Origin of the sequence: Zobellia sp. 1_MG-2023, assembly GCF_030549125.1 — a bacterium.
In the GTDB taxonomy this organism is placed as follows: Bacteria; Bacteroidota; Bacteroidia; order Flavobacteriales; family Flavobacteriaceae; genus Zobellia; species Zobellia russellii.
On record NZ_JAUOSY010000004.1, the window covers coordinates 138,641 to 158,824 of the forward strand.

The window sequence follows — 20,184 nt, forward strand, 5'->3', positions numbered from 1 at the left end:
CAAAGGTTCTAGTTTTGAGTTGAATATTATTCTTGAAGTTGTTTTGTTGGTGACCAATCTGTTACATCTGATTTTAATTTTATGAAAAACGGCTCGGTCTGTGACCATTGAATTTTAAAGGCTCCCTTTAAATTTGTTGTTGTTTCTTCGGTTAGATTTTCCGGTGATTTTCCATATTTAAAAGTGAAAATCGAGTCTTTTTCGCTTACCGTATAGCCTATGCCTACACCATCATGGGTCCTGCCCAAAAATTCTATCACGGGGAAATTGGAGTTTTCTACAGGCGGATTGCTTCCTTTTTTTGATGAGGCGGTTTTAACTTCAATTTCCAAGGGTGACCATAGGCCTACGTCTATCTGAGTGGCATTAGGGTTATTTTTAAAGTTGAATTTCAATGCATCATCTCCGGGTTTTATAATTGGGAGTTCAATACGTTCTTTGCTGACTGACTCACCTTTATCATTAAAAAGCTCATACGCCAACGTATACCCATTCATAATATAAGCGGGAATATCTTGTTTGTTTCTAGGTAGCAAAGAAATTGCTATTTCATCTTTGTTTATGGTTGCTTCTAAACCTTGAACGGGTGCATAGATATCTTGAATCTGTTTGTAGGCTTTTTTCCTGTTTCGCCATACATCCACAACTCCCCAGGCTCTATTTTCTGATGGAGGCGTGGCTTTATAATCGCTTCGGTAATCATTATAGGTCCATAGAGATGAGCCAACTACGTAGGGTAACGTTCGTATTTTATCAAGTTGTTCAATAAGCCTATCACTAAACTCGGCATCGGATGTGAGTCCTATCTGTTTGTCGCCAATCTCTGAAATAAAAATAGGTTTCCCCGGAAATCTGGCATGGGCCTTACCCACTTTTTCATAGGTCTCGCCATAAGAGTTCATACATAGCAAGTCCAGTTTTTCATAGGGTTCGTTACCGGGTTTTGCCAAAGGCAGGTGAGATGTAAAACTTACCACTGTTTTTAAGCGTGTGGAATCAATGGAGGCCACGTGATCCAGCATATCGTTTACATAGTTATACTGGTCAGGAGTCATGGTCATGTCTTCCCATTCGCCATCTGGGTTGCCAATTTCATTGCCCATGCTCCAACCTACAACACTGGCGTGGTTATAATCTCGAGTAATCATTTCGTTCAGCCACTTTTTTGTCCTTGGGTTATTGGGTATGGCATTTGGTGCACCACGACCCCAGACCGGGATTTCTTCAATTAGCATATAGCCGATACTATCGCAGAACTGTAAAAGGTTTTTTGATACAGGTGCGTGCATGATTCTTGAAAAGTTTCCGCCTAGGGCTTTAATATTCAAAATATCATTTTTAATAAGTTCATCAGGTTCCGTATTACCGAAGAAACGATGGTCGTGTACCCGATTGAAACCGTTTAAGCGCACCGCTTCGTTGTTGAGGTATAATTGCTCCCCAATAGCTTCCATTTTCCGAATACCGAATTTGTCGGAAACGGCATCCAATTCTTGGGAATCAGAAGCAATAGTACTGTTTAAAGAGTAAAGGTTAGGACGGTCAAAATGCCATAATTTTACTTCTTCTAACGGTTTTTGAAAAGTCAGAACCTTAGTGGTAATCCCATTTTTGCTAGTGGTAAGCTCAAGGGTTTTGGGCGCCCAAGCTTCATTGTCCGGACCGGATATTTTAGTGTTTACAGTAATATTTTTTTCTTGGCCGGAGTTATTTTCAACAGTATAAGAAATGGCTATAGCTACCATACCCTTATCAAAATTGGGAACTGCGGAAATATGTTGACGAACCAAACGGACATCATTATGAGCAAGTAAGGAAACGTTTCGGCTTATGCCGCCCCAAGCCCACCAAGCGCCTCTTCTGAACGTATTGTCGGCCATGACCAAAATTGAGTTCGGTTTATCGGTCAGTACTTGGTCTGTAATATTAAATTCAAAAGGGGTGTAGCCTCCTTCGTGTGCTCCTAATAACTTACCGTTCAGCCAAACTTTTGAGGTTTCGTAAACGGCATCGAACTTTATACGAATCTGCTTTTTTTGCCAGTTTTGAGGAATGCTAAAATTACGTTGGTAGTACCCTTTGCCCTTAAAATGGGCATATTTGTTCTCAACGTCCCAATTGCCTGGAACGGAAAGCGTATCCCATTTTGTATAATCGGCAGTTAATAGATTTTCTTCACTTTCTTCATTAGATGCCAAAAAGTGCCATTTCCCGTTAAGGGATAGGGTTTCGTTTTCTAGTGATGTTTTTACAGTTTTGTCCGTGCAGGAACTTAGAAATAGGAGGCTAAAAAGCGCTATGGAAGCAAAATTTCTCATGGGTACTTTTTATTTTTTGATGAATTTTATAACGGCACCACCATGCTCCGCTAGGCGAACGGTGAGTGTTTTTTCTTTTGTGACCGTTTCCAATGATTTTTTAAAGGGTACGGCCGTGTCCCATTGGCGTAGGTCTGCCTCTTTGTTCAGTCCTTTTAAATCAATACGTTTGGCCTCGGTATCGTCAGTAAAAATTTCTGCGGTATACTCGCCATTACCTAAAAAACTACAGTCAATTTGTAGTTCTTGGGCCGGTCCACTACGTAGTACGCCCAAATACCAATCATTGTTCGTGCGTCTGGCTATGGCTGCCAGTTCACCAATTTTACTTTGGGGCAGTACAAAGGTCTCGTCCCAGACCGAAGGTACCGTTTTAATAAAATCCAGTGCTGGCGCAACACTCTTGGTTTTTAAAAGGAACTGGGTATTTTCGGCAATACAGTTAAAAGGGGAGTAGAAAGTAACCAAAGTGGCCAATTGATGCGCCCATGTAGTTTCTCCGGGTTCGGTAAGACCAAGAGGGGTATAATCACCATGACCTGTTACATATCTTGTAAAAGGTAATGCCGCATTGTGCGAAGCGGTCAAAGGGCCTTCTTTCATATGGTTTACTTCTAAACCTCGTATACCTTCACGTGTAACTTCGTTTGGATAGGTGCGATACTCGCCCGAGCTTTGTTGGCAACCATGAAAATTGACCATCAATTGTCTTTCTGCCGCTTTTCTCAATAAGGCTTCATCAAAGGATATGATGTTTTTGCTCTGGCCGTTCATAAAATCTACCTTAACCCCGACGGCGCCTGTCTGTTTTACACTATCCAAAAAATGCCCCATTACAGCATAGTCGTCTTCAGGAAAATTGATTTCCTTGGAGTGCTTCCATACAAAAATCCCAACCCCTTTTTCTTTGGCATAGTTGGAGAGTTCTGTCACTTTAGTCCATTTATCGGGCCATCTTTCCCAGCCATCATCAACCATATTATATGAAAAGTTAAGTTCTACGGCATCATCTACCATATCATGCTCTTCTTTGTAATCTACATATTTTCCGGACCACCAGTGCCAAACAGATTTTCCGGGTTTTATCCAGTTGCTGTCTGCAAATAACTTAGGGTCGGGAGCAGGGTTTAATGAGGCTACCATGGTATTGTTAGCCAAATCGTTTAAAGTGTCCGCCAATAGAATACAGCGCCATGGTGTGGTTACATTACCTGTAACATCAAAACCGGCATCACCTTCTTCAAAATTGGCCTTAAAGGTGTTGTTACCAGTTGCTTCCAAACGCATACCGCTATAATTATAAAGTGCGGCTTCGGCCAATAAAACATAACCTCCTTGCGGAAGTTCGCAAGTAAGCGTTAAGCCTTGAATGGGCCCCATCTTAGAAACTGTTGGCATTTCGGAAATATCAGCGGAAAGCCATTCGCCTGCGTGCGATTTTAATTTCCAGTCGCTATCGCGCTCAAAGTACCAAACTTTGGTCTGGCTAGGTATTTTAAAGCTACTTTCTTCGCCCTGAACATGTTGTGTGCCTTGTCCGGAAACCACATAACGGTAAGCTACCCCTTCATTGGAAAGTTGAAACTCTAATTTCCAGTCGGTTCCATCTGCCTCTGAAACTTTGTAGCTATATACATCTCCTTTGTATGAGGCCTCACTTTTTATTCCGTTTAGTGGAAATTGGGTTTGTGTTTCTTTTTGCTCTAGAAGAGTTATCTCCACATTTTTTCCAAGGAGCTTATCGTTTACTTTAATACCCAAAAGAGAGGTGTCTAAAACTACCTTCTTATTTTTGGTGACTAGGAACGCTAGCTGACCATTTGTAGCGGTAAACAGAGAAACGTCTGTAGTTCCATGGCTTAAGGTTTGATTTTTTTCATCATCTCCTGTATTGGTCTTACAAGAAAAAACCACAAGTAAGAAACCAAAAAATAAAGCAGATTTGTAGAATAGGTATTTCATTTTGTATTGCTGTTTTTTTAGTTTTTTTCAATTATTTGCGATAACCATGTTCTAACAGTTTCCCGTTCCTTTAGCTCGTATAATGGCCACGAATTGGTATGGTTTCTAATGGGGATATCCAAAAAAGTAAAGTTTCCTTTTATTCCCGACTGGGCAATGTAGTTTTTTGTTTTTCTTGTTCCTTGACCTTCGGCGCAAATAAGTTGGGGTCTTCCGTTAAGTCGTTTCAATCTTTCAATGGCCGATGCCTTATCGGAATTAGGGTAGTCCCATGTTTTTAGACCATCGTAATGAGAATTAACAATAAAGGCTTTCCACAGATTTGAAATTTCATTGTCATGAAGCCCTATATAATTTACGGCGATGGCTCCCCTTGAAAATCCTGCTAAAATAAGGTTGGAAGCATCACCTCCAAATTTGTTGCAAACTTCGTTTACAACATCTATGCAGTATTTTTTTGTGGCTTCAATATTGCCCCACCACCATTTTTGGTTTTCTTGGCCATTGGTGCTAATAAAGGGCATACTCACCCAAATAAAACCTTTGCCTTCGCTTAGTCCGTACCCCAAATTGCAACCGTCTACCTGGCCTGTTGAAACATCTCCGTAAGCACTTGTGTAAGGTCCGTTGCCCGGAAATTCTATAATGACAGGGTATTTTTCACCTTCCTTATAGTCGGTAGGCAAGTAAACTAAATGGTAAACATCTGTGTTTTGATACGAGGCCAAGGTTTGCCTTACCCGTTTACCGGCTTTGGGTTTACCTTCCGTTATTTTGGGAACAAACAGGTCTTGGTGAAAAGAACTGATATCCGGCAATTGGGCAACGGCATCTTTCTGGGACGCTACTTGAGTAGTGCCTAGAATAAGAAAAATACAGATTCCAGTTACCTTTTTCATTTTATGGAATTAGTTGTAAACCGATATTTTGAAAACAGAAACCGGTATGTGAGCTTCTTTTTTGTTGAACTCAAAGACCAATGAATTGGTGGAAATAGCTTCATCCAATTCAATGGTATTTATGGCCTGATGGTTTCCAGTGACTTCCTTTAGGAGATTTCCGGAAGCATCTTTAACGGTATAATCGGCCACTACAAAAGGAATAACGTCTTCTGGATGCCCCATAAGCGTAGTTTCCAAAGCGTGGTCATAATCGCAGTCAAAAAAGAGTTTTACGGTTTTAATAGCAACATTATCGTCCCATTTTAGGCGTAATGTGGGTTTTTCGTCCTCAATTTTGGCAACCCATGCATTGGTGTTTCCGTTTGAATTGGGCCTGACTTCTCCGTTTTTAATATTATCTACCTCAAAAATGGGCAAATTCTTTGTCATCTGAAGGGCAATATTTTTTCCTTTAGGACGTCGCTCAGGAGTCCAGAACTCAAAACTATCGATATTAATATCCGCTGGAGGGTCTTGTCTTCCAAAATTGGACACCGCTTTGTTTATTTTATTTTCAACGGTCATTAAGCCTGTAATGCGCTCATCTGACAGACGTACTTTCACCTTTTCATTTTTCAAAAGACAGAAGAAAGAGTAGTGGTCCTGCGTTTGTGTCCTTGAAGTTGAAAAAGTAATTTTCTGTTTTCCTTTAGTTAAATTGACCTCCTTTTTATCAATGATTACATCTGGTGTAAAATGGGTACAGGCTGAACTGCTCTTAAGTTGAATTTCCAAGGTGGTGGCTTCTAAAGCATCCACTTCAAATTCAAAGCTATAGGTTTCATTAGCCTTAAGAGGAACCATTTGGGCCAACCCGAATTTTAATACCTGCCAATCATCTGAAGCAGCAAAACCTGAAAATGCTAAAGTAGAACTAGCCTCTATGTTGGCTTTAACTGCTATGTCTTCGGTATCTTTTAAGGATAACCGGGGAATACTTTGCCCGTTTCTGTTCAGGGCCAGTTGTAGTATTTCAATTTTGTCCTTGGAAGCGATATCCCTTGGCAATAATCCTTCATTTGTACAGAGCACGGCAGCTTCACCTACTGCTTGCGCCCCGTGTGCACAGGTAAGCATTACCCTTGAAGAGCCAAAGGCAACATGACTGGCGCTTATAATCCTGCCAGCAAGAAAAAGGTTGTCTATGTTTTTAGAGTAATAACAACGGTAAGGAATGGAATATACGCCTTTGCCATGCCACTGCGTACATGAGTTGTGTTTACTGTAAATACCATCGGCGGGATGCAAATCCATGGCCCAACCCCCAAAGGAAACCGCATCATAATAATCACGTTGTTCCACAATGTCTTTTTGGGTAAGCATAAAATCTCCTTCAAAACGGCGACTTTCCCGCTTACCGGGAATAGTTCCTACCCATTCTAAGGTAAGGTTTGCGGCTTCGGGATATTTACCGCTGTTCTTTACGTAGTCCCAAATACCATAGACCACTTTCCAAAGTTCAAATTTTATGTCCTCGGATTGGTGAATGGTGTCCAAACGTCCACCGTGCTCTACCCACCATAATTTACAACCATGGTCACCCAATTGAAAGTTCTTGATTCGCGGAAGTTCATCTGCATTTTTTATAGCAAAAGAGGGCGCGGTGTAGGATATAGGTTTACCTACGTCTTTGGTGTAAAAGTAAAGCGAATGCCCTAGAAGATTACCATAATCCTCAATGTTAGGAGCAAAACCTTCATCAAATTCTTCTCGCGTTTCGGCACCCATACGGAATGAAGCTCCTGCCATAAAAGCAACAATGCCATCTCCGGAAGCATCACAAAATAGAGGGGCTTTTGCTGTGTAGGTGGTAGAGTTTTGGCTACAAAAAGCGGTAACCGCTTTTATCTTTTCATCTTCACCTTTTTCAACATCATACACGGCTGTATTCAGCAATAAAGTAATGTTTTTTTCTTCATATACTTTTTCGAGTAGTACGGTGTCAAAAATTAGTGGATTCCCTTCCTTGTTCCGTTTAAGGTTATCCAAAAGAATTTCATTGATCAATCCACCTTCTCGGCTCCATCTGTTATTGTTTCCCATATGAGAGGTGGCCCCCAAACTCCAAAGACGAACTTCAGAAGAGGCGTTGCCCCCAAGTACAGGACGATCTTGAAGAAGTATTACTTTTAGACCCGAACGGGCAGCCGTAATTGCGGCACAGACACCTGAAAGACCGCCTCCAACTACAACAAGGTCTCCTTGTAGAGGTACGGTTTTAGTGATTCTTTTTTGGGAACTATAGGCTTCTGAAATCATATAATGTAATTTGTACTTTAGTGTTTAGATTGGGTATTTTTTATTTGGAACGTGCTGTAGTGGTCTTAAAGATGATATAACTACCTAGTAATAAGACTAAGGTTCCCATGCCGCCTACCAAGAGTGCACCAGTTTTAGCAATGAACGATAAGATTAAAATCATTAGACCTGTTAGCGCCGCACCAATGCCGATGACGCGCGTTCCTTTTTTGTTTCCGGCAGATGCTTCTTCTTCCGTCTCGGAATTTTTTTTAGCTACTATAAGTTGATAGTTATCATATTGTTCGGTCTCTTTTTTCTGGTTACGCGCATATATTTCGAATGCAGCTAAGAGTACTACGGGAATACCCATGCCAAACCCCATTTCTTGGGCCCTGTCAAACGAAAAGTTAAGAAGGGTAGGGGCTAAAAATTTAAAAAAGGCGTTGATGGCCAAGGTAATGACCGTAACAATTAAAGCGCTTTTTCCAGTCTGGTATTTACTGAACAAGGCCCACATAGGAGGTAAGAACATGGCTCCTCCCGTAATGGCTGCCAAGCTCATAACTACTTCAACAATACCTCCCATATATGGAACGAGAAGAGCAATGATAATAGTAAGTATACCTAACAATATGGTAGCGGTCCTACCTACTTTTACCAATTTATCTCCGTCCGCGTTGGGTCTAAAATGTTTGTAAACATCATTGGCCAGAACACCTGCCGAGATATTTAAGGTTGTGTTTACAGAGCTAGAGGTGGCAAAAATCATTCCGCCTAACATTAAGCCCAGCATTCCAACTGGCAGTACTTCCTTGCACATTAATAAATAAGCTCCTTCATCTGCCAAGCCACCTAGTTCCGGATTAAGGATTCTATAGGCCATTGGAGGTAACATCCAAATTAAGGGGCTGACCAAGTAGAGACCACCAAAAAGCCATCCTACTTTTTTAGCATCCTTAGGAGTGGCAACACTTGTATAGCGTTGAACATAGGCCCAGTTACCAGCAATAAAGAAAAGGTTATATAGGCCAAAGGCAATCATAAAACCCCAAGTGTATTCCTCGTTAACCAGATTAAAAAAATTCTCGGGTGCTTTTGAGACAAAGTTGTCTATGCCTCCAATTTTATCCAGCGAAAGCGGAACTACGATTAAAACAGCTGCAGTAAGCACCACAAACTGTAGAACGTCCGTAACGATTACCGCCCAGAGACCGCCAACAGCTGTGTAAATCAAGATCAGGATACCGAGCGCAATAATGCTGGTGTGGATGGGGAAACCTGTAGATACCTCCACAATCTTAGCTACCGGATACAGGAAGGCACCGGTGGTAAAGATGGATATCAATAAAAACAGATAGGTATAAATTTTTTGTGTATTGTAGCCTAAACGGTCCGTAATGAATTCGGCCGCGGTAAGTGCTTTTGTTTTTTGCCATTTAGGGGCAATGAAAAAGCCGATAAGCACGCCGGCAATGCACATAGTGGTCTGTATGGTAATGGCTACCCAACCACTGGAATAGGCTATGGAGCCCCATACGACAAAAGTACCTGCCGAAAAGAAACTCATAAAGAGCGAAAGGCCGCTCATCCACCAGGGTAGTGCTCCCCCTGCCGCAAAAAAAGATTTCATGTTTTTGCCGGATTTAGAAAAACTTAATCCGCATACAAATACAAGCAGTGTAAAAAGTAATATTACCGTGATATCTATTTTGCCCATTCTTGTTTTTATGAATATACTATTATTCTTGTTTTTGTATTGAATAAATAGGGGATAAACTTGTACCCCCTATTTTTAAAAAACTAACAAAAACAAACTCAAAATTCTCTTCTAATAACCGGGGTTTTGTGTTACAATATTTTCGGTAGCATCAATTTCGGCTTGTGGTATAGGCCATAAGTAATGTTTTCCAGCATCAAATACCCTCTTTTCCAATTCCCTATAGTCCAAGTTTCCTAGTTCAACCCTAGGTTGGGTAGGTGCACCGGTGTAATCTATATGACCGTCATCATCAATATTTGGCACGAAACCTAAATCTCCTATTTTGCTAAATCCGTTTGCGGGGCCGCCCAAAAGTGTTGTGTTCAATACTTTTTCGGCAATTCTCCATCGTTTAATATCAAACAATCTTAAGCCCTCATCGGCAAACTCAACTTTACGTTCCCTTCTAACAATTTTTCTAAGCTCTGCCTGATCGGTAGTGGATACAGCCGGAAAAGGCACCCCACTATTGGTATACGCTCTTTCGCGGACCGCATTAATAGCGTTCAGAACACTACCGTCTATGGAGCCACCTTCAATTTTTGCTTCGGCATAATTAAGAAGAACTTCGGCATATCTCAATAGATAAATGGTCTGCTCGGATTGTAACGGACTAGGTCCACCGGACAAAGAACCCAATAGTCTTGGGGCATCCGAGAATTTTTTCCAGAAATAACCACTGAAAGCGGTAAAACGGTTAGCACCTCCGGTAACGTATTCCGTACCGTCATAGGGGTCTACTATGGCTCGCCCTGCTGGGTTGGCAGAATTTGGGTTGAATACACGCTCTACTTTAACACCGTCCTCTATTCGCCATGTGGCAATACTATCACTATGTTGTTGAATAATATGGCCTGTCCAAACTCTGTTGGGTAAGGCTATAGTTGCTTCCAATCTTGGATCTCGATTTTCAAACGGATTGGCAGGGTCGTATTCCGGGTCCTCATCAATAGGTAGTCCGTTTATGGTCTCATAACTGTCTACCGTTTGTTGAGCAGGTACTAGTTGGCACCATCCGCCAAATCTACTGCCTTGTCTTTGTGATAGGCCGTGGGTTTTTGTTCCGTTTATATAAGAAAGGTCGAATAAAACTTCGGACGAACCTACACCGGCATCTGTAAATAAAGCCTCGTAATCTGGGTACAATGAAGGCGTTTCAGGCGAATTCATGACTTTAAGAGCGGCACTTTCCGCTAATTCATAATCCTCATTATAGAGTGCGATACGTGAAATAAGTGCGTTTGCCGCATTTGCCGATGCACGACCTCTCTCCGTAGCCGGTTGCGTAGGAGGGAGTATGGCGGCAGCTTCCTGCAAATCAGATATAATACTTGCTACAATTTCAGCTTTTGGAGTTCTGGCTACTATTTCTAGTTCTTCCAAAGAAGTTACTTCAGTTCTAAAAGGAACGTCTCCGTAAAGTTCCGTTAGGTAACTATAGAAAAGCGAACGTAGAAAAAGGGCTTCCGCCTTAATTTGCTCAAAACGGTTAGGATCCGATGCATCTACTGCTTTGTCCATATTGGTCAATAGGTTGTTGGCGCGTTGCACTCCCGTATAGAAATTATTCCAAAAACCATTTACAAGGCCTTCAGTAGATGTGAGCCCTCCTGTAGTTGCCGCAATGGTTCCGCCCACATTACCTCTATTGAAAGCGTAATCTGTGGTATGATCCAATAATTGCGGAAAAGGAACCGCATTTACATAATTTAATTGCTCGTAAACTCCGGTAAGGGCAACCTCTAGTTGCGCTTCCGTCCTAAAGAAGGTTGCATCGGTAGGGCTTCCGGGGTCTTCCAGATTAAGAACATTGTCTTCACAGGACCCTAAAATCAGAAGGCCCACGCTTAAGATGATATATTTTATATTTTTCATTGTATTGTAGTTATGCTGTTAGAATGTTACGTTTAGCCCCATGGTAAAAACCTTGGTTACGGGATAAAAATCTCCTGAAGAAAATTGGGGTGTTAAAGGATCTATTCCTTCTGGCATGTTGTCCCAAGTGGCCAAGTTTTGCCCGGAGACATATATTCTAGCATTTGTAATGCTGAACTTATCAACGAAATCTCTAGGAAGTTTGTAGCCCAGAGTTACGTTTCTTAATCGTACATAAGAAGCATCGTGCATCCAGGTTTCGTTTACACGCCAGTTAGGGTGTGAACTTCCAGGTGTTAACCTTGGGTATTCTGCACCTGTATTGTTCGGAGTCCAGTAATCGCCTTGCCATTCTTGGATTTTACCGGCATTGTAGAAAGCCCAACCGGCATCACCTTGCAATACTACATCACGCCCTCCTGCCCCTAATAGGGAAACGGAAAGGTCTAGACCTTTGTACGCAGAGAAAAGTTCAAGGCCCCAGTTTTTAGTGGTAATGTTACTACCTATAATGGTACGATCATCATTCGTAATCGCTCCATCGGGAACACCGTCCGGTCCTGAAATATCGGCATATTTGATATCTCCTGCCTGAATGGCCCCAAAACCTGGAACAGGTAGGTTACCGTTTAAGTTTCCACCTGTATCAAAATCACTTTCTTGATAAAGTCCGTCTACTTTAAGTCCGTATATAGCACCTATTTCCTCGCCAACTCTATTTATTGTATTTCCAGGAGGTAATTGGTCCAATCCTCCCAAATCTTTAATTTCATTATCAAAACCGGAATAGTTGAGGTTGATGCCATATCTAAAATCTTCACCAATCATATCGTTCCATCCAATTGAAATGTCGTAACCTGTGTTCCATACCTCACCGGCATTTTGAACCGGAGCGTCAAGACCAACGGAAGTTGGAATGGTAACCCCTAACAAAATATCCTTGGTTTTACGTACATAATACTCACCGGTTACTGAAAGTTTACTGTTAAAAAGTTTGGCGTCAAAACCTATGTTCTGGGTTTCTCCTGTTTCCCAACGCAATTGTGAGTTGGCCAATACGGTCTGGGCGCCACCTACAACAGGTGTACCACCTAGAACAGCATTGGCGTTACCCAACCCGAACAATGAGGTATACGGGAAGTTTACTTCTTGTGCCACGGCAGAACCGTCGGAACCTTGAATTACATCCCCATTATTGTCCGTTTGATTATTGGAATAGATGAACTGGTTGCCTAATTGCCCCCATGAAGCCCTGAATTTTAGAAAATTAAGAGTTTCACTGTCCTGTAAAAATTTCTCTTCGGATACTACCCATCCCACGGAAAACGAAGGAAATGTTGCTGAACGGAAACCTTCTGCAAAACGCGAGGAAGCATCTCTTCTTACATTGGCCTCAAGAAGATATTTGTCTTTATAAGAGTAGTTAACTCTACCAAAAACAGATTCTAGACCATTAAGTGTAGAACTACCACTATTTAATTGTGTATCCGGTAGACCGTTATCCAACCCGCGGAATTCATCCAAAACAAATCCTCTTCTACTTGCCGTCCATACTTCTGAATTGAACTTCAAAAATTCGTAACCACCTAAGACGGATATGTTATGATCTCCAAATTCCTTGCCCCAATTGGCCACGGCATTGAAGTTATCTTGAAAAGTGGTAAAAGTCTCTTTGAACAAAGAGCTCTCGCCAACGCCACCGCCAACTGTTGTAATGGCAGGTCCGCCAGAACCTTCGTAATAGGTATATCCCGCTCTAAAATCATCTCTGTCCCTGTCAAAAAATTGAGGGGCATAGGTAGCCGAAACTGAGAAATTATTGAAAGGACGGTACGTTACCTTTGCCAATGCCCTAAAGTAATTGGATATAGTTTCGTCCTGAGCGCTAGAATTTGCTAGTGCAATTGGGTTACTTCCTCCAAAACCAGAACCATAGGTTCCGTCATCGTTAAACGCTATAAATAAAGGTTGCAAACGATAAGCCGAACGGGTAAGGTTGTTTAATCTTGCTGGCTGACTTTTTATCTCTCTTCTGAAGTTAAGGTCAAAAGCAAGGTCTAACTTTTTGTTTATAGCGTAATCTAAATTGAACCTACCATTGTATCTTTTAAAATTAAAGTTGGGCACATTTCCCTCTTGATCGGTATAGGATATGGAACTTGATACTTTTAATTTTTCTGAACCACCACGAACAGAAAGACTGTGGTATTGTTGTAGAGCGGCAGAGTTAAAAAGAAGATCAACCCAATCCGTATCCGGTAAGGCTTCCGTACCTACACCGTTACCTGAACGGTATTGATTTAAGGTTTCTTCTGAAAATGCTCCTGGCTCCGCACTATTAAAGGCTTCCATATAGCCTAACGCATCCATGAACTTTAAGTTTTGCGCTACGCTTTGGATACCCACATATGTATTATAGGTAGTTGAAATTTTACCTTCTTTACCTCTTTTGGTAGTAATAAGAATTACCCCATTTGCAGCACGTGAACCGTATATGGCCGCTGCCGAGGCATCTTTTAGAACGGAAATGGATTCAATGTCACTGGGATCTAATCCGTTGATGTCATCCGGGATACCATCTACCAAAATCAAAGGATTGTTTTTAGCACCGTTTCCTAAGGTACCAACACCACGAATTCTAATTGCGGCACCATCCGCACCGGGCTGGCCACTAGACTGGGTAGCGGTAAGACCGGGAACAAGACCTGCCAAGGCCTGAGAGGCTTGGGCAACAGGTTGCTTTGCTATTTCTTCCGCTTTTACCGTTTCTACGGAACCGGTTAGATTAACCGCTTTTTGGGTTCCGTAACCTACTACTACAACTTCATCTAGTTGTGAAGCTTCTTCGGCCATAGTTACGTTTAAGGTAGTTTGACCGTTAACCGCTTTTTCAACGGTGCCATAACCAATAGAACTGAAAATCAGGGAGGCATTTTCCGAAATTTCAATAGTAAAATTACCATCAAAATCTGCTACAACACCATTAGTTGTTCCTTTTTCAACAATATTGGCGGCGGGTATGGGGACACCCTGTTCATCACTTACGGTACCTGATACCGTAATTTGTGCCGATATTTCGCAAAGTGCGAAAATCGATAGGAGAAAGAATAAGACTGCTTTTTTCATAAGCTTCGGTTTTTGTTGAGAGGTGAATAGTGAGTTATTTAGTTTAAACCCTACTAGTTTTAAGTCTAGTCTGGTCTAGTCTGTTTAACAAATAAATAACATTATTATATATTTGCCAAATCTTTTTTGCTAAATGTTGAATTTGAAGGGGTAACAAATGACATTCTCTTAAATATCTTGGTATTTCATAAGATTTTTCCTTCTGAAAAAGAGGGTGGTAAAAGACTGTTAGGCTGATTTTGTCTAATTTAGAATCTGTAAAATCGATTTTAATTCTGAAAAAGTGGGGCGAATTATTAAAAATGGAGCAGCAGAATAGATAATTTTGGTTTTAGTATTTTTGCGTTTTCCCAAATTGACAAGAAAGAACGGATGGTAAAGCTTAGTATAGAAAAGAATTCAAAAAAGCCTAAATATCTTCTGCTAGCAGATAGTATTATTTCGCAAATTGAACAAAAACAACTGATTCTTGATGAAAGGCTACCCTCAGTAAACAAGCTTTCTGCCCATTTTAACTTTAGCCGTGAAACAGTTTTTAAGGCGTTAAACTACCTTAGTGAGAAAGGCATTGTACGCGCTGTAGACAAAATAGGCTATTTTGTAAACGATCTTTCTGTAGAGACAGAGTTCAAAGTATTCTTTTTGCTGGATAAGTTCACACCGTTTAAAGAGGATCTATACAATTCACTCATCTCAAATTTAGGGGAGAATGTAAAGGTACGCTTGTATTTCCATCACCAGAATATTGAACTTTTTGCTTCGTTAATATTAGATAACCTTAAGAATTACACCCACTTTGTGGTTACTACCTATATTGAGGATGTAAAATCTGTGCAAAAGGTACTGAACAAAGTTCCACCGGAAAAATTGATTATTCTAGATAAATACGAACCCAATGTAAACGACGGTTACGGAATGGTTTTTCAAGATTTTGAAAATGATATTTTTAATCTGTTAACGGAGCATATCCATTTGGTGAACAAGTACGAGAGGTTGGTACTTTTTAATCGTAAAAATGCCCCTCATGGCGATTTTGTACAAAAAGGTTTTGAGCGGTTTTGCAGCAAAAACGATTTTAAAAGCGAGGTATACTATAATTTTTCAGCCGATTATTTTGAAGAAGGTACACTTTACGTAACCATTGATGCCTATGATAGGGATATGGTAGAGATTATAAAATTAGCGCGAAAATCCAATTGGAAACTAGGTAAGGAAATAGGACTTATCAGTTATAACGATACCAGTACCAAAGAGATATTGGATGGTGGTATATCCGTTATTAGTACCGATTTTAAGAAAATGGGCGCGGAAGCCGCTAAAATGATTTTGGAAGGCAGGCGCGAACATAAGAGTAATGAAACCCAACTTATTTTAAGGAGTTCACTTTAAACCGGTTACATGAGCTGGGCAAAAACTTTCTTTCGCTGTACGGCATAATACCAGAAAAGCAAAGAAATAAGAATAGTAAGAACGGCACCTCCCATATAGGCAACGTTATTCTCCAATTGAAATCCTTCTGGTGCTATAAGAATGTAAGTGGAACAGACCATGGTCATGAACACAGCTGGGATTAGGGTTATCCAATACAATTTGTTCTCATAAATTAGATATGCGGTTATCGTCCATAATACCACGGTTGCTAGTGTTTGGTTGCTCCAGGCAAAATAGCGCCATATAATACCAAAATCCATCTGGGTAAGCGCAAAAGCTACTATAAACAGCGGAATACTGATGTAGAGTCGGTTTTTAATTTTCTTTTGGTCCGTTTTGAAAATATCGGACAGAATGAGTCGCGCCGAACGGAAAGCGGTATCACCCGAGGTAATTGGAGCCGCAACAATACCCAGTAGCGCCAATACACCACCTACTTTGCCCAACATGTTCATTGATATTTCATTGGCCGCCCATGCCGCATTGTTTCCATTGGCTAACATGGCATCGTTAAGTCCGCCAACATCACCAAAAAAGGTCATAGCGGCAGCGGCCCATATAAGGGCAACTACGCCTTCGGTAATCATTGTGCCAAAGAATATACTTCTTCCCAATTTTTCGTTTTGCATACAACGAGCCATTAAAAGTGATTGGGTAGCATGAAATCCGGATATAGCGCCGCAGGCAATGGTCACAAAAAGAATAGGGAAAAGGGGAGTGGCTTCGGGGTCGGAAGTCATATTGGTTAGATTGGCGGGCACCAGTTCTGGAATGGCATAATCACCAAAAAACAATGCAATTACCAGCCCAAGGGCCATAAGAAGCATAGCTATTCCAAAAACAGGGTAGATTTTACCGATCATTTTATCTATGGGCAAAAGCGTGGATAGAATATAATAGGCAAGGATTATACCGACCCAAATCCATAAGTTCCACATATTGCCTGTCATACCATCAATAATCTTGGCCGGCCCCATGAGGAATACCGTACCCACAAAAATGAGTAGAATAACAGTGAAAAAACGCATCAGGTGTTTCATTTTTGGTCCTAGATAGATACCAACAATTTCGCTAATGCTCAGTCCGTTATGGCGTACGGATAACATACCTGAAAAATAATCGTGAACGGCACCGGCAAAAATACTGCCCAATACAATCCATAAAAATGCGGCGGGACCGAACATGGCACCGGCAATTGCTCCAAAAATTGGGCCTAAGCCTGCTATATTTAAAAATTGAATGAGGAATATACGCCAAGCGGGTAGGGGCATGAAATCAATATCGTCCCGGAGCCTAACTGCTGGTGTTTCTCTCTTTGTGTCTGCACCAAAAATTTTCTCTACTAGTTTTCCATAGGTATAATACCCTAGTACCAACACAAGAACAGAAATAATAAACGAAATCATAAAATGTAGATTTTATTTGGTGCGATTAGCTATTGTCTTCCAAAAACTGAGCAACAAGATATGCATTCTTCTCTTTGGTAGATGCTGCAAACCGTTCTAGATTTTTTAGAATATCCGGTGAAATTTTCTTTTTGCTTTCAAGATTCCCCAAATATTTAAGTAGTTGATTCTTAGTTAGCACCCCTAATTGTGTGGAAATATCCTTTATGGTCGTATCCGAAGCAAAATCTATATGTTGTAGCAAAAGGCTTCGGGTGTTGATGTCAATATGAGGGAGTGCATCCCAAAAAGGTTGCATGGTAGAGGGCGACTGCGAAAAGGAATGCGATAAATTTTTAATAATATATGATCGAACCAATGGAATACCGGATTTAAAGAGTTCCGATATTCTTGAAAATTGAGCTTTATATTGTTCTTGATTTAGATTTTCCAGGGCATACATTTGATAATTGGTATGGTCACTATTCAGCATACGAACCAACATACTTTCATTTTGTTGTTGAACGGTATGGGCCTTAATTTGCTCCTTAATTTTGCCATGAACCAAGTGCCAGGCTACATAGCAGGAATAGAGCGCTCCCGAAACAACGGATTCTTTTACCTCTTTTACAGTAGCACCGGACAGGGCATCTACACCCTCTATTTTTGAAGGTTTAGGTTTGGTAACCAACTCATCTATAGCCCTTCTTTTTAAGATGGAATTGTGGTCTTTCAACAAATCGTGAAGTTTCCAATAATCGGAGAAGAGGAACTCATCATGATCATGTTTGGTCAACGGTTCTTGGGGAGAACGGTCAAAACCGGCATAATCACCTAAAAGTGTCCAATACAAGGTAATGTGCATGAACTTGCAATCTCCGTCTGCACAAACCGGTGTAATAATGTTGGAGGCGTACAGGACGGGTGCTCCCGCAGTATCCCTAAATAGGTTTACTTTCTGGGCTCCTACGGAATCGGTAACAATTTCCAAGGGAGTTTGCGAAATGTAAAGAGCCGTATTGGGTTTCCAATCCAAGACAAAAAATTCCGGACTAGCTTCTAAAACGGTTTTATCAGAGGTATTGGGCAATGCAATAGCCGACCCAAATTGTGCATTACATAAGTGGGTAAAAAGCAACAGGAAGACTAATGCAATGGGTCTCATTTTTTAGAAGTAGGAATTTTTTCATATTTCTGATCTTCTATCAAATTTAAATACTCTTCTAGATATCCGGTATAAATTTCACGGGGCATAACTTCGTATTTTTTACAAAGCGAGGCAGCATAACCTACGGCAGCACCCATTTGTCCGGTAGTGAGCATAACCCTTGGCCCTCCAAGTCCAGCGTGAGAGCAACTGAAATTACGCCCGGCCATAAACAGGTTCTTAATGTTTTTGGAGTATAGACTTCTATACGGAATATAGTACTGCGGACCTCTGTAGAATAAAGCTTCCGAAATAAAATCAGGATTGCTCTCATCTTCAAGAACGGTTTGGTAATGCACATCTACGGCTCTTTTTTCTATAACTACGCCATCTGGGAATTTTCTTCCTTCTTTGGCATCGTTAAAAGTAAAAATGTGGTCGCCTACTAATCTTCTGGATTCTCGTTTTCCTACCAAATATGAAACCCACTCCAATTTTCTGTTTTTGTTTACCTCGTCTTTTTTGGCATTGGAAAATGATCCGTAAATGGCTCGTAACATATGATCCCGTATTTCTTCGGCATCATCAATCTGACTCAAATCGTTTCTACTAAACTCCCACTGCCATTCGCCATTAACTTCGGCATAATCCTTAGATACCGGCATGGCCCAAGGTACTTCTGGAAAACTCTGAGGACTGTCCGTGTCTTTAGATCCCCAAAGAACGGAAGAACCCATAACGGCATTATCCGCTTCTTTCGGGCTCCATAGTTCCCCATGCTCTTCCCAGTATTCGCCATAGGTATCAACGCTTTCACGGCCGTACGAGAATTCGGCGCCAGCCCAGAAACCTATCCAACCATCACCTGTAGAATCCACAAAATAGGGAGCGGTAAACCGTTTTCTTTCTCCCGTAAAAGTTTGTCTTGCATCTACATATTTTACGCTATTTTCTTCAGAAATAGCATCATAAGCACGCCAGTTAAGGAATAAATCTATATTGTCATAACTCTTAACATTTTCATCCCTTTTTTGTTGATCAAGTTTAGATTCTGCCGAACCATTAGGGTAATGTTTGGTATCTATTTTTTTAAGAATGCGCTCAAAGTTTCCGTAGATACCTTCTGTATGCACTCTAATTTCCTCACTTGCGTTACCTCCTAAAACGGGACGGTCATGGATTAAGGCAACTTTTAGCCCTTGTTCGGCGCCGGCGATGGCTGCTGCACAACCTGCTAGTCCGCCACCCACAACTACTAAGTCATAGGTTTTTAACTCTTTGGGAGCATTAGGCTGGGCCGTAATTTCTTGACGCCAAGCTGCCAACTTTTTTGTGGATGAGGGAGGCGTATCTTTTTTGGTTGAAAAATAAATGGCATCACAACGCCCATTAAAGCCTGTAAGATCTTTCAATTCAATAGAAGTGGCTTTCTTTTTGTTTATTTTGGTCTGTCCGGCATATTGCCATCCCCAACCGGAGCGTGTTCCCAAGACCGTATCCAATACAGTTTCACCTACTTTTAATTGAAATTTTCCTGGAGCTTCCCATTCACCGGGAACCCAGTTCATGGTGCGTACCCAGACATGGTAATTACCAGATTTTTTAAAATTGACCTCTGTTGATGCATTTTCTACAGGCTTGCCCATACCATGCGCATTTAGGTAAGGTGAGCCCATTTGCTCTACAAATTGTGGATCTACTACCCAACCTCCAGGGTTATCAAAACTTTCTGCCTCTACAAGTACGTCTTGCGATAAGCCATAGAATGTGCTGAAGATTACAAATAATAGGGAAAATACATTTTTCATAGCGGTGTTATTAAATCTAGTACGGTCTAGTACGGTTTCGGTAAATATATAAAATTATTTTTAATCTAATTATTTAGTCCGTAATAAGTGATGTTAATATATTTTGATGTGATATTTTGAGCATTTGATAGTGAGGCTGATTGTGCTTACGTGTATAAAAAATCCCCGAGGGTATACCAAGGGGATTTAAA

At 41.0% G+C, this 20,184-nt stretch carries 11 protein-coding genes; 1 reads left to right on the top strand and 10 read right to left on the bottom strand.

Features of this window, described 5'->3' with window-relative positions; all coding sequences use genetic code 11:
• Positions 1–26: 26 nt before the first annotated feature.
• From Q4597_RS10300 to Q4597_RS10330, 7 genes are all read right to left on the bottom strand, one after another.
• Positions 27–2,318 (bottom strand): glycoside hydrolase family 2 protein, encoded by a 2,292-nt coding sequence (locus Q4597_RS10300; protein ID WP_303406140.1) that lies wholly within the window; start codon positions 2,316–2,318, stop codon positions 27–29.
• A gap of 9 nt (positions 2,319–2,327) precedes the next feature.
• Positions 2,328–4,280 carry a glycoside hydrolase family 97 protein gene (locus Q4597_RS10305; RefSeq protein WP_303406141.1) on the bottom strand — a complete coding sequence of 651 codons (1,953 nt, stop codon included), beginning with the start codon at positions 4,278–4,280 and terminating at the stop codon, positions 2,328–2,330.
• A 17-nt stretch (positions 4,281–4,297) separates the two neighbouring features.
• The gene (locus tag Q4597_RS10310; protein ID WP_303406142.1) at positions 4,298–5,179 is read right to left on the bottom strand and encodes a S9 family peptidase; all 882 of its coding nucleotides are present in this window, start codon (positions 5,177–5,179) and stop codon (positions 4,298–4,300) included.
• 9 nt (positions 5,180–5,188) lie between these two features.
• A complete protein-coding gene (locus Q4597_RS10315; protein ID WP_303406143.1) occupies positions 5,189–7,480 on the bottom strand; it encodes an FAD-dependent oxidoreductase in 2,292 nt (763 codons plus the stop codon).
• Positions 7,481–7,520: 40 nt separating this feature from the next.
• The gene (locus Q4597_RS10320) at positions 7,521–9,092 is read right to left on the bottom strand and encodes a sodium:solute symporter family protein (RefSeq protein WP_303406144.1); all 1,572 of its coding nucleotides are present in this window, start codon (positions 9,090–9,092) and stop codon (positions 7,521–7,523) included.
• A gap of 198 nt (positions 9,093–9,290) precedes the next feature.
• Positions 9,291–11,096: a RagB/SusD family nutrient uptake outer membrane protein gene (locus tag Q4597_RS10325; protein ID WP_303406145.1), complete on the bottom strand. Its 1,806-nt coding sequence runs from the start codon at positions 11,094–11,096 to the stop codon at positions 9,291–9,293.
• Positions 11,097–11,114: 18 nt separating this feature from the next.
• Entirely contained in the window at positions 11,115–14,222 is a 3,108-nt protein-coding gene (locus Q4597_RS10330) for a TonB-dependent receptor (protein ID WP_303406146.1), read from the bottom strand.
• A gap of 372 nt (positions 14,223–14,594) precedes the next feature.
• On the opposite strand from Q4597_RS10330, the gene Q4597_RS10335 reads away from it, so the two are divergent.
• A complete protein-coding gene (locus Q4597_RS10335; protein WP_303406147.1) occupies positions 14,595–15,611 on the top strand; it encodes a GntR family transcriptional regulator in 1,017 nt (338 codons plus the stop codon).
• A gap of 5 nt (positions 15,612–15,616) precedes the next feature.
• On the opposite strand, the gene Q4597_RS10340 is transcribed toward Q4597_RS10335, so the two are convergent.
• The 3 genes from Q4597_RS10340 to Q4597_RS10350 are packed head-to-tail and all read right to left on the bottom strand — an operon-like array spanning position 15,617 to position 19,993.
• Positions 15,617–17,059, bottom strand: a complete 1,443-nt coding sequence (locus tag Q4597_RS10340) for a carbon starvation protein A (RefSeq protein WP_303406148.1) — start codon at positions 17,057–17,059, stop codon at positions 15,617–15,619.
• 25 nt (positions 17,060–17,084) lie between these two features.
• Positions 17,085–18,203, bottom strand: a complete 1,119-nt coding sequence (locus Q4597_RS10345) for a hypothetical protein (RefSeq protein WP_303406149.1) — start codon at positions 18,201–18,203, stop codon at positions 17,085–17,087.
• Positions 18,200–19,993, bottom strand: a complete 1,794-nt coding sequence (locus Q4597_RS10350; protein ID WP_303406150.1) for an FAD-dependent oxidoreductase — start codon at positions 19,991–19,993, stop codon at positions 18,200–18,202. The genes Q4597_RS10345 and Q4597_RS10350 overlap by 4 nt, the downstream gene beginning before the upstream one ends.
• Positions 19,994–20,184: the final 191 nt, after the last annotated feature.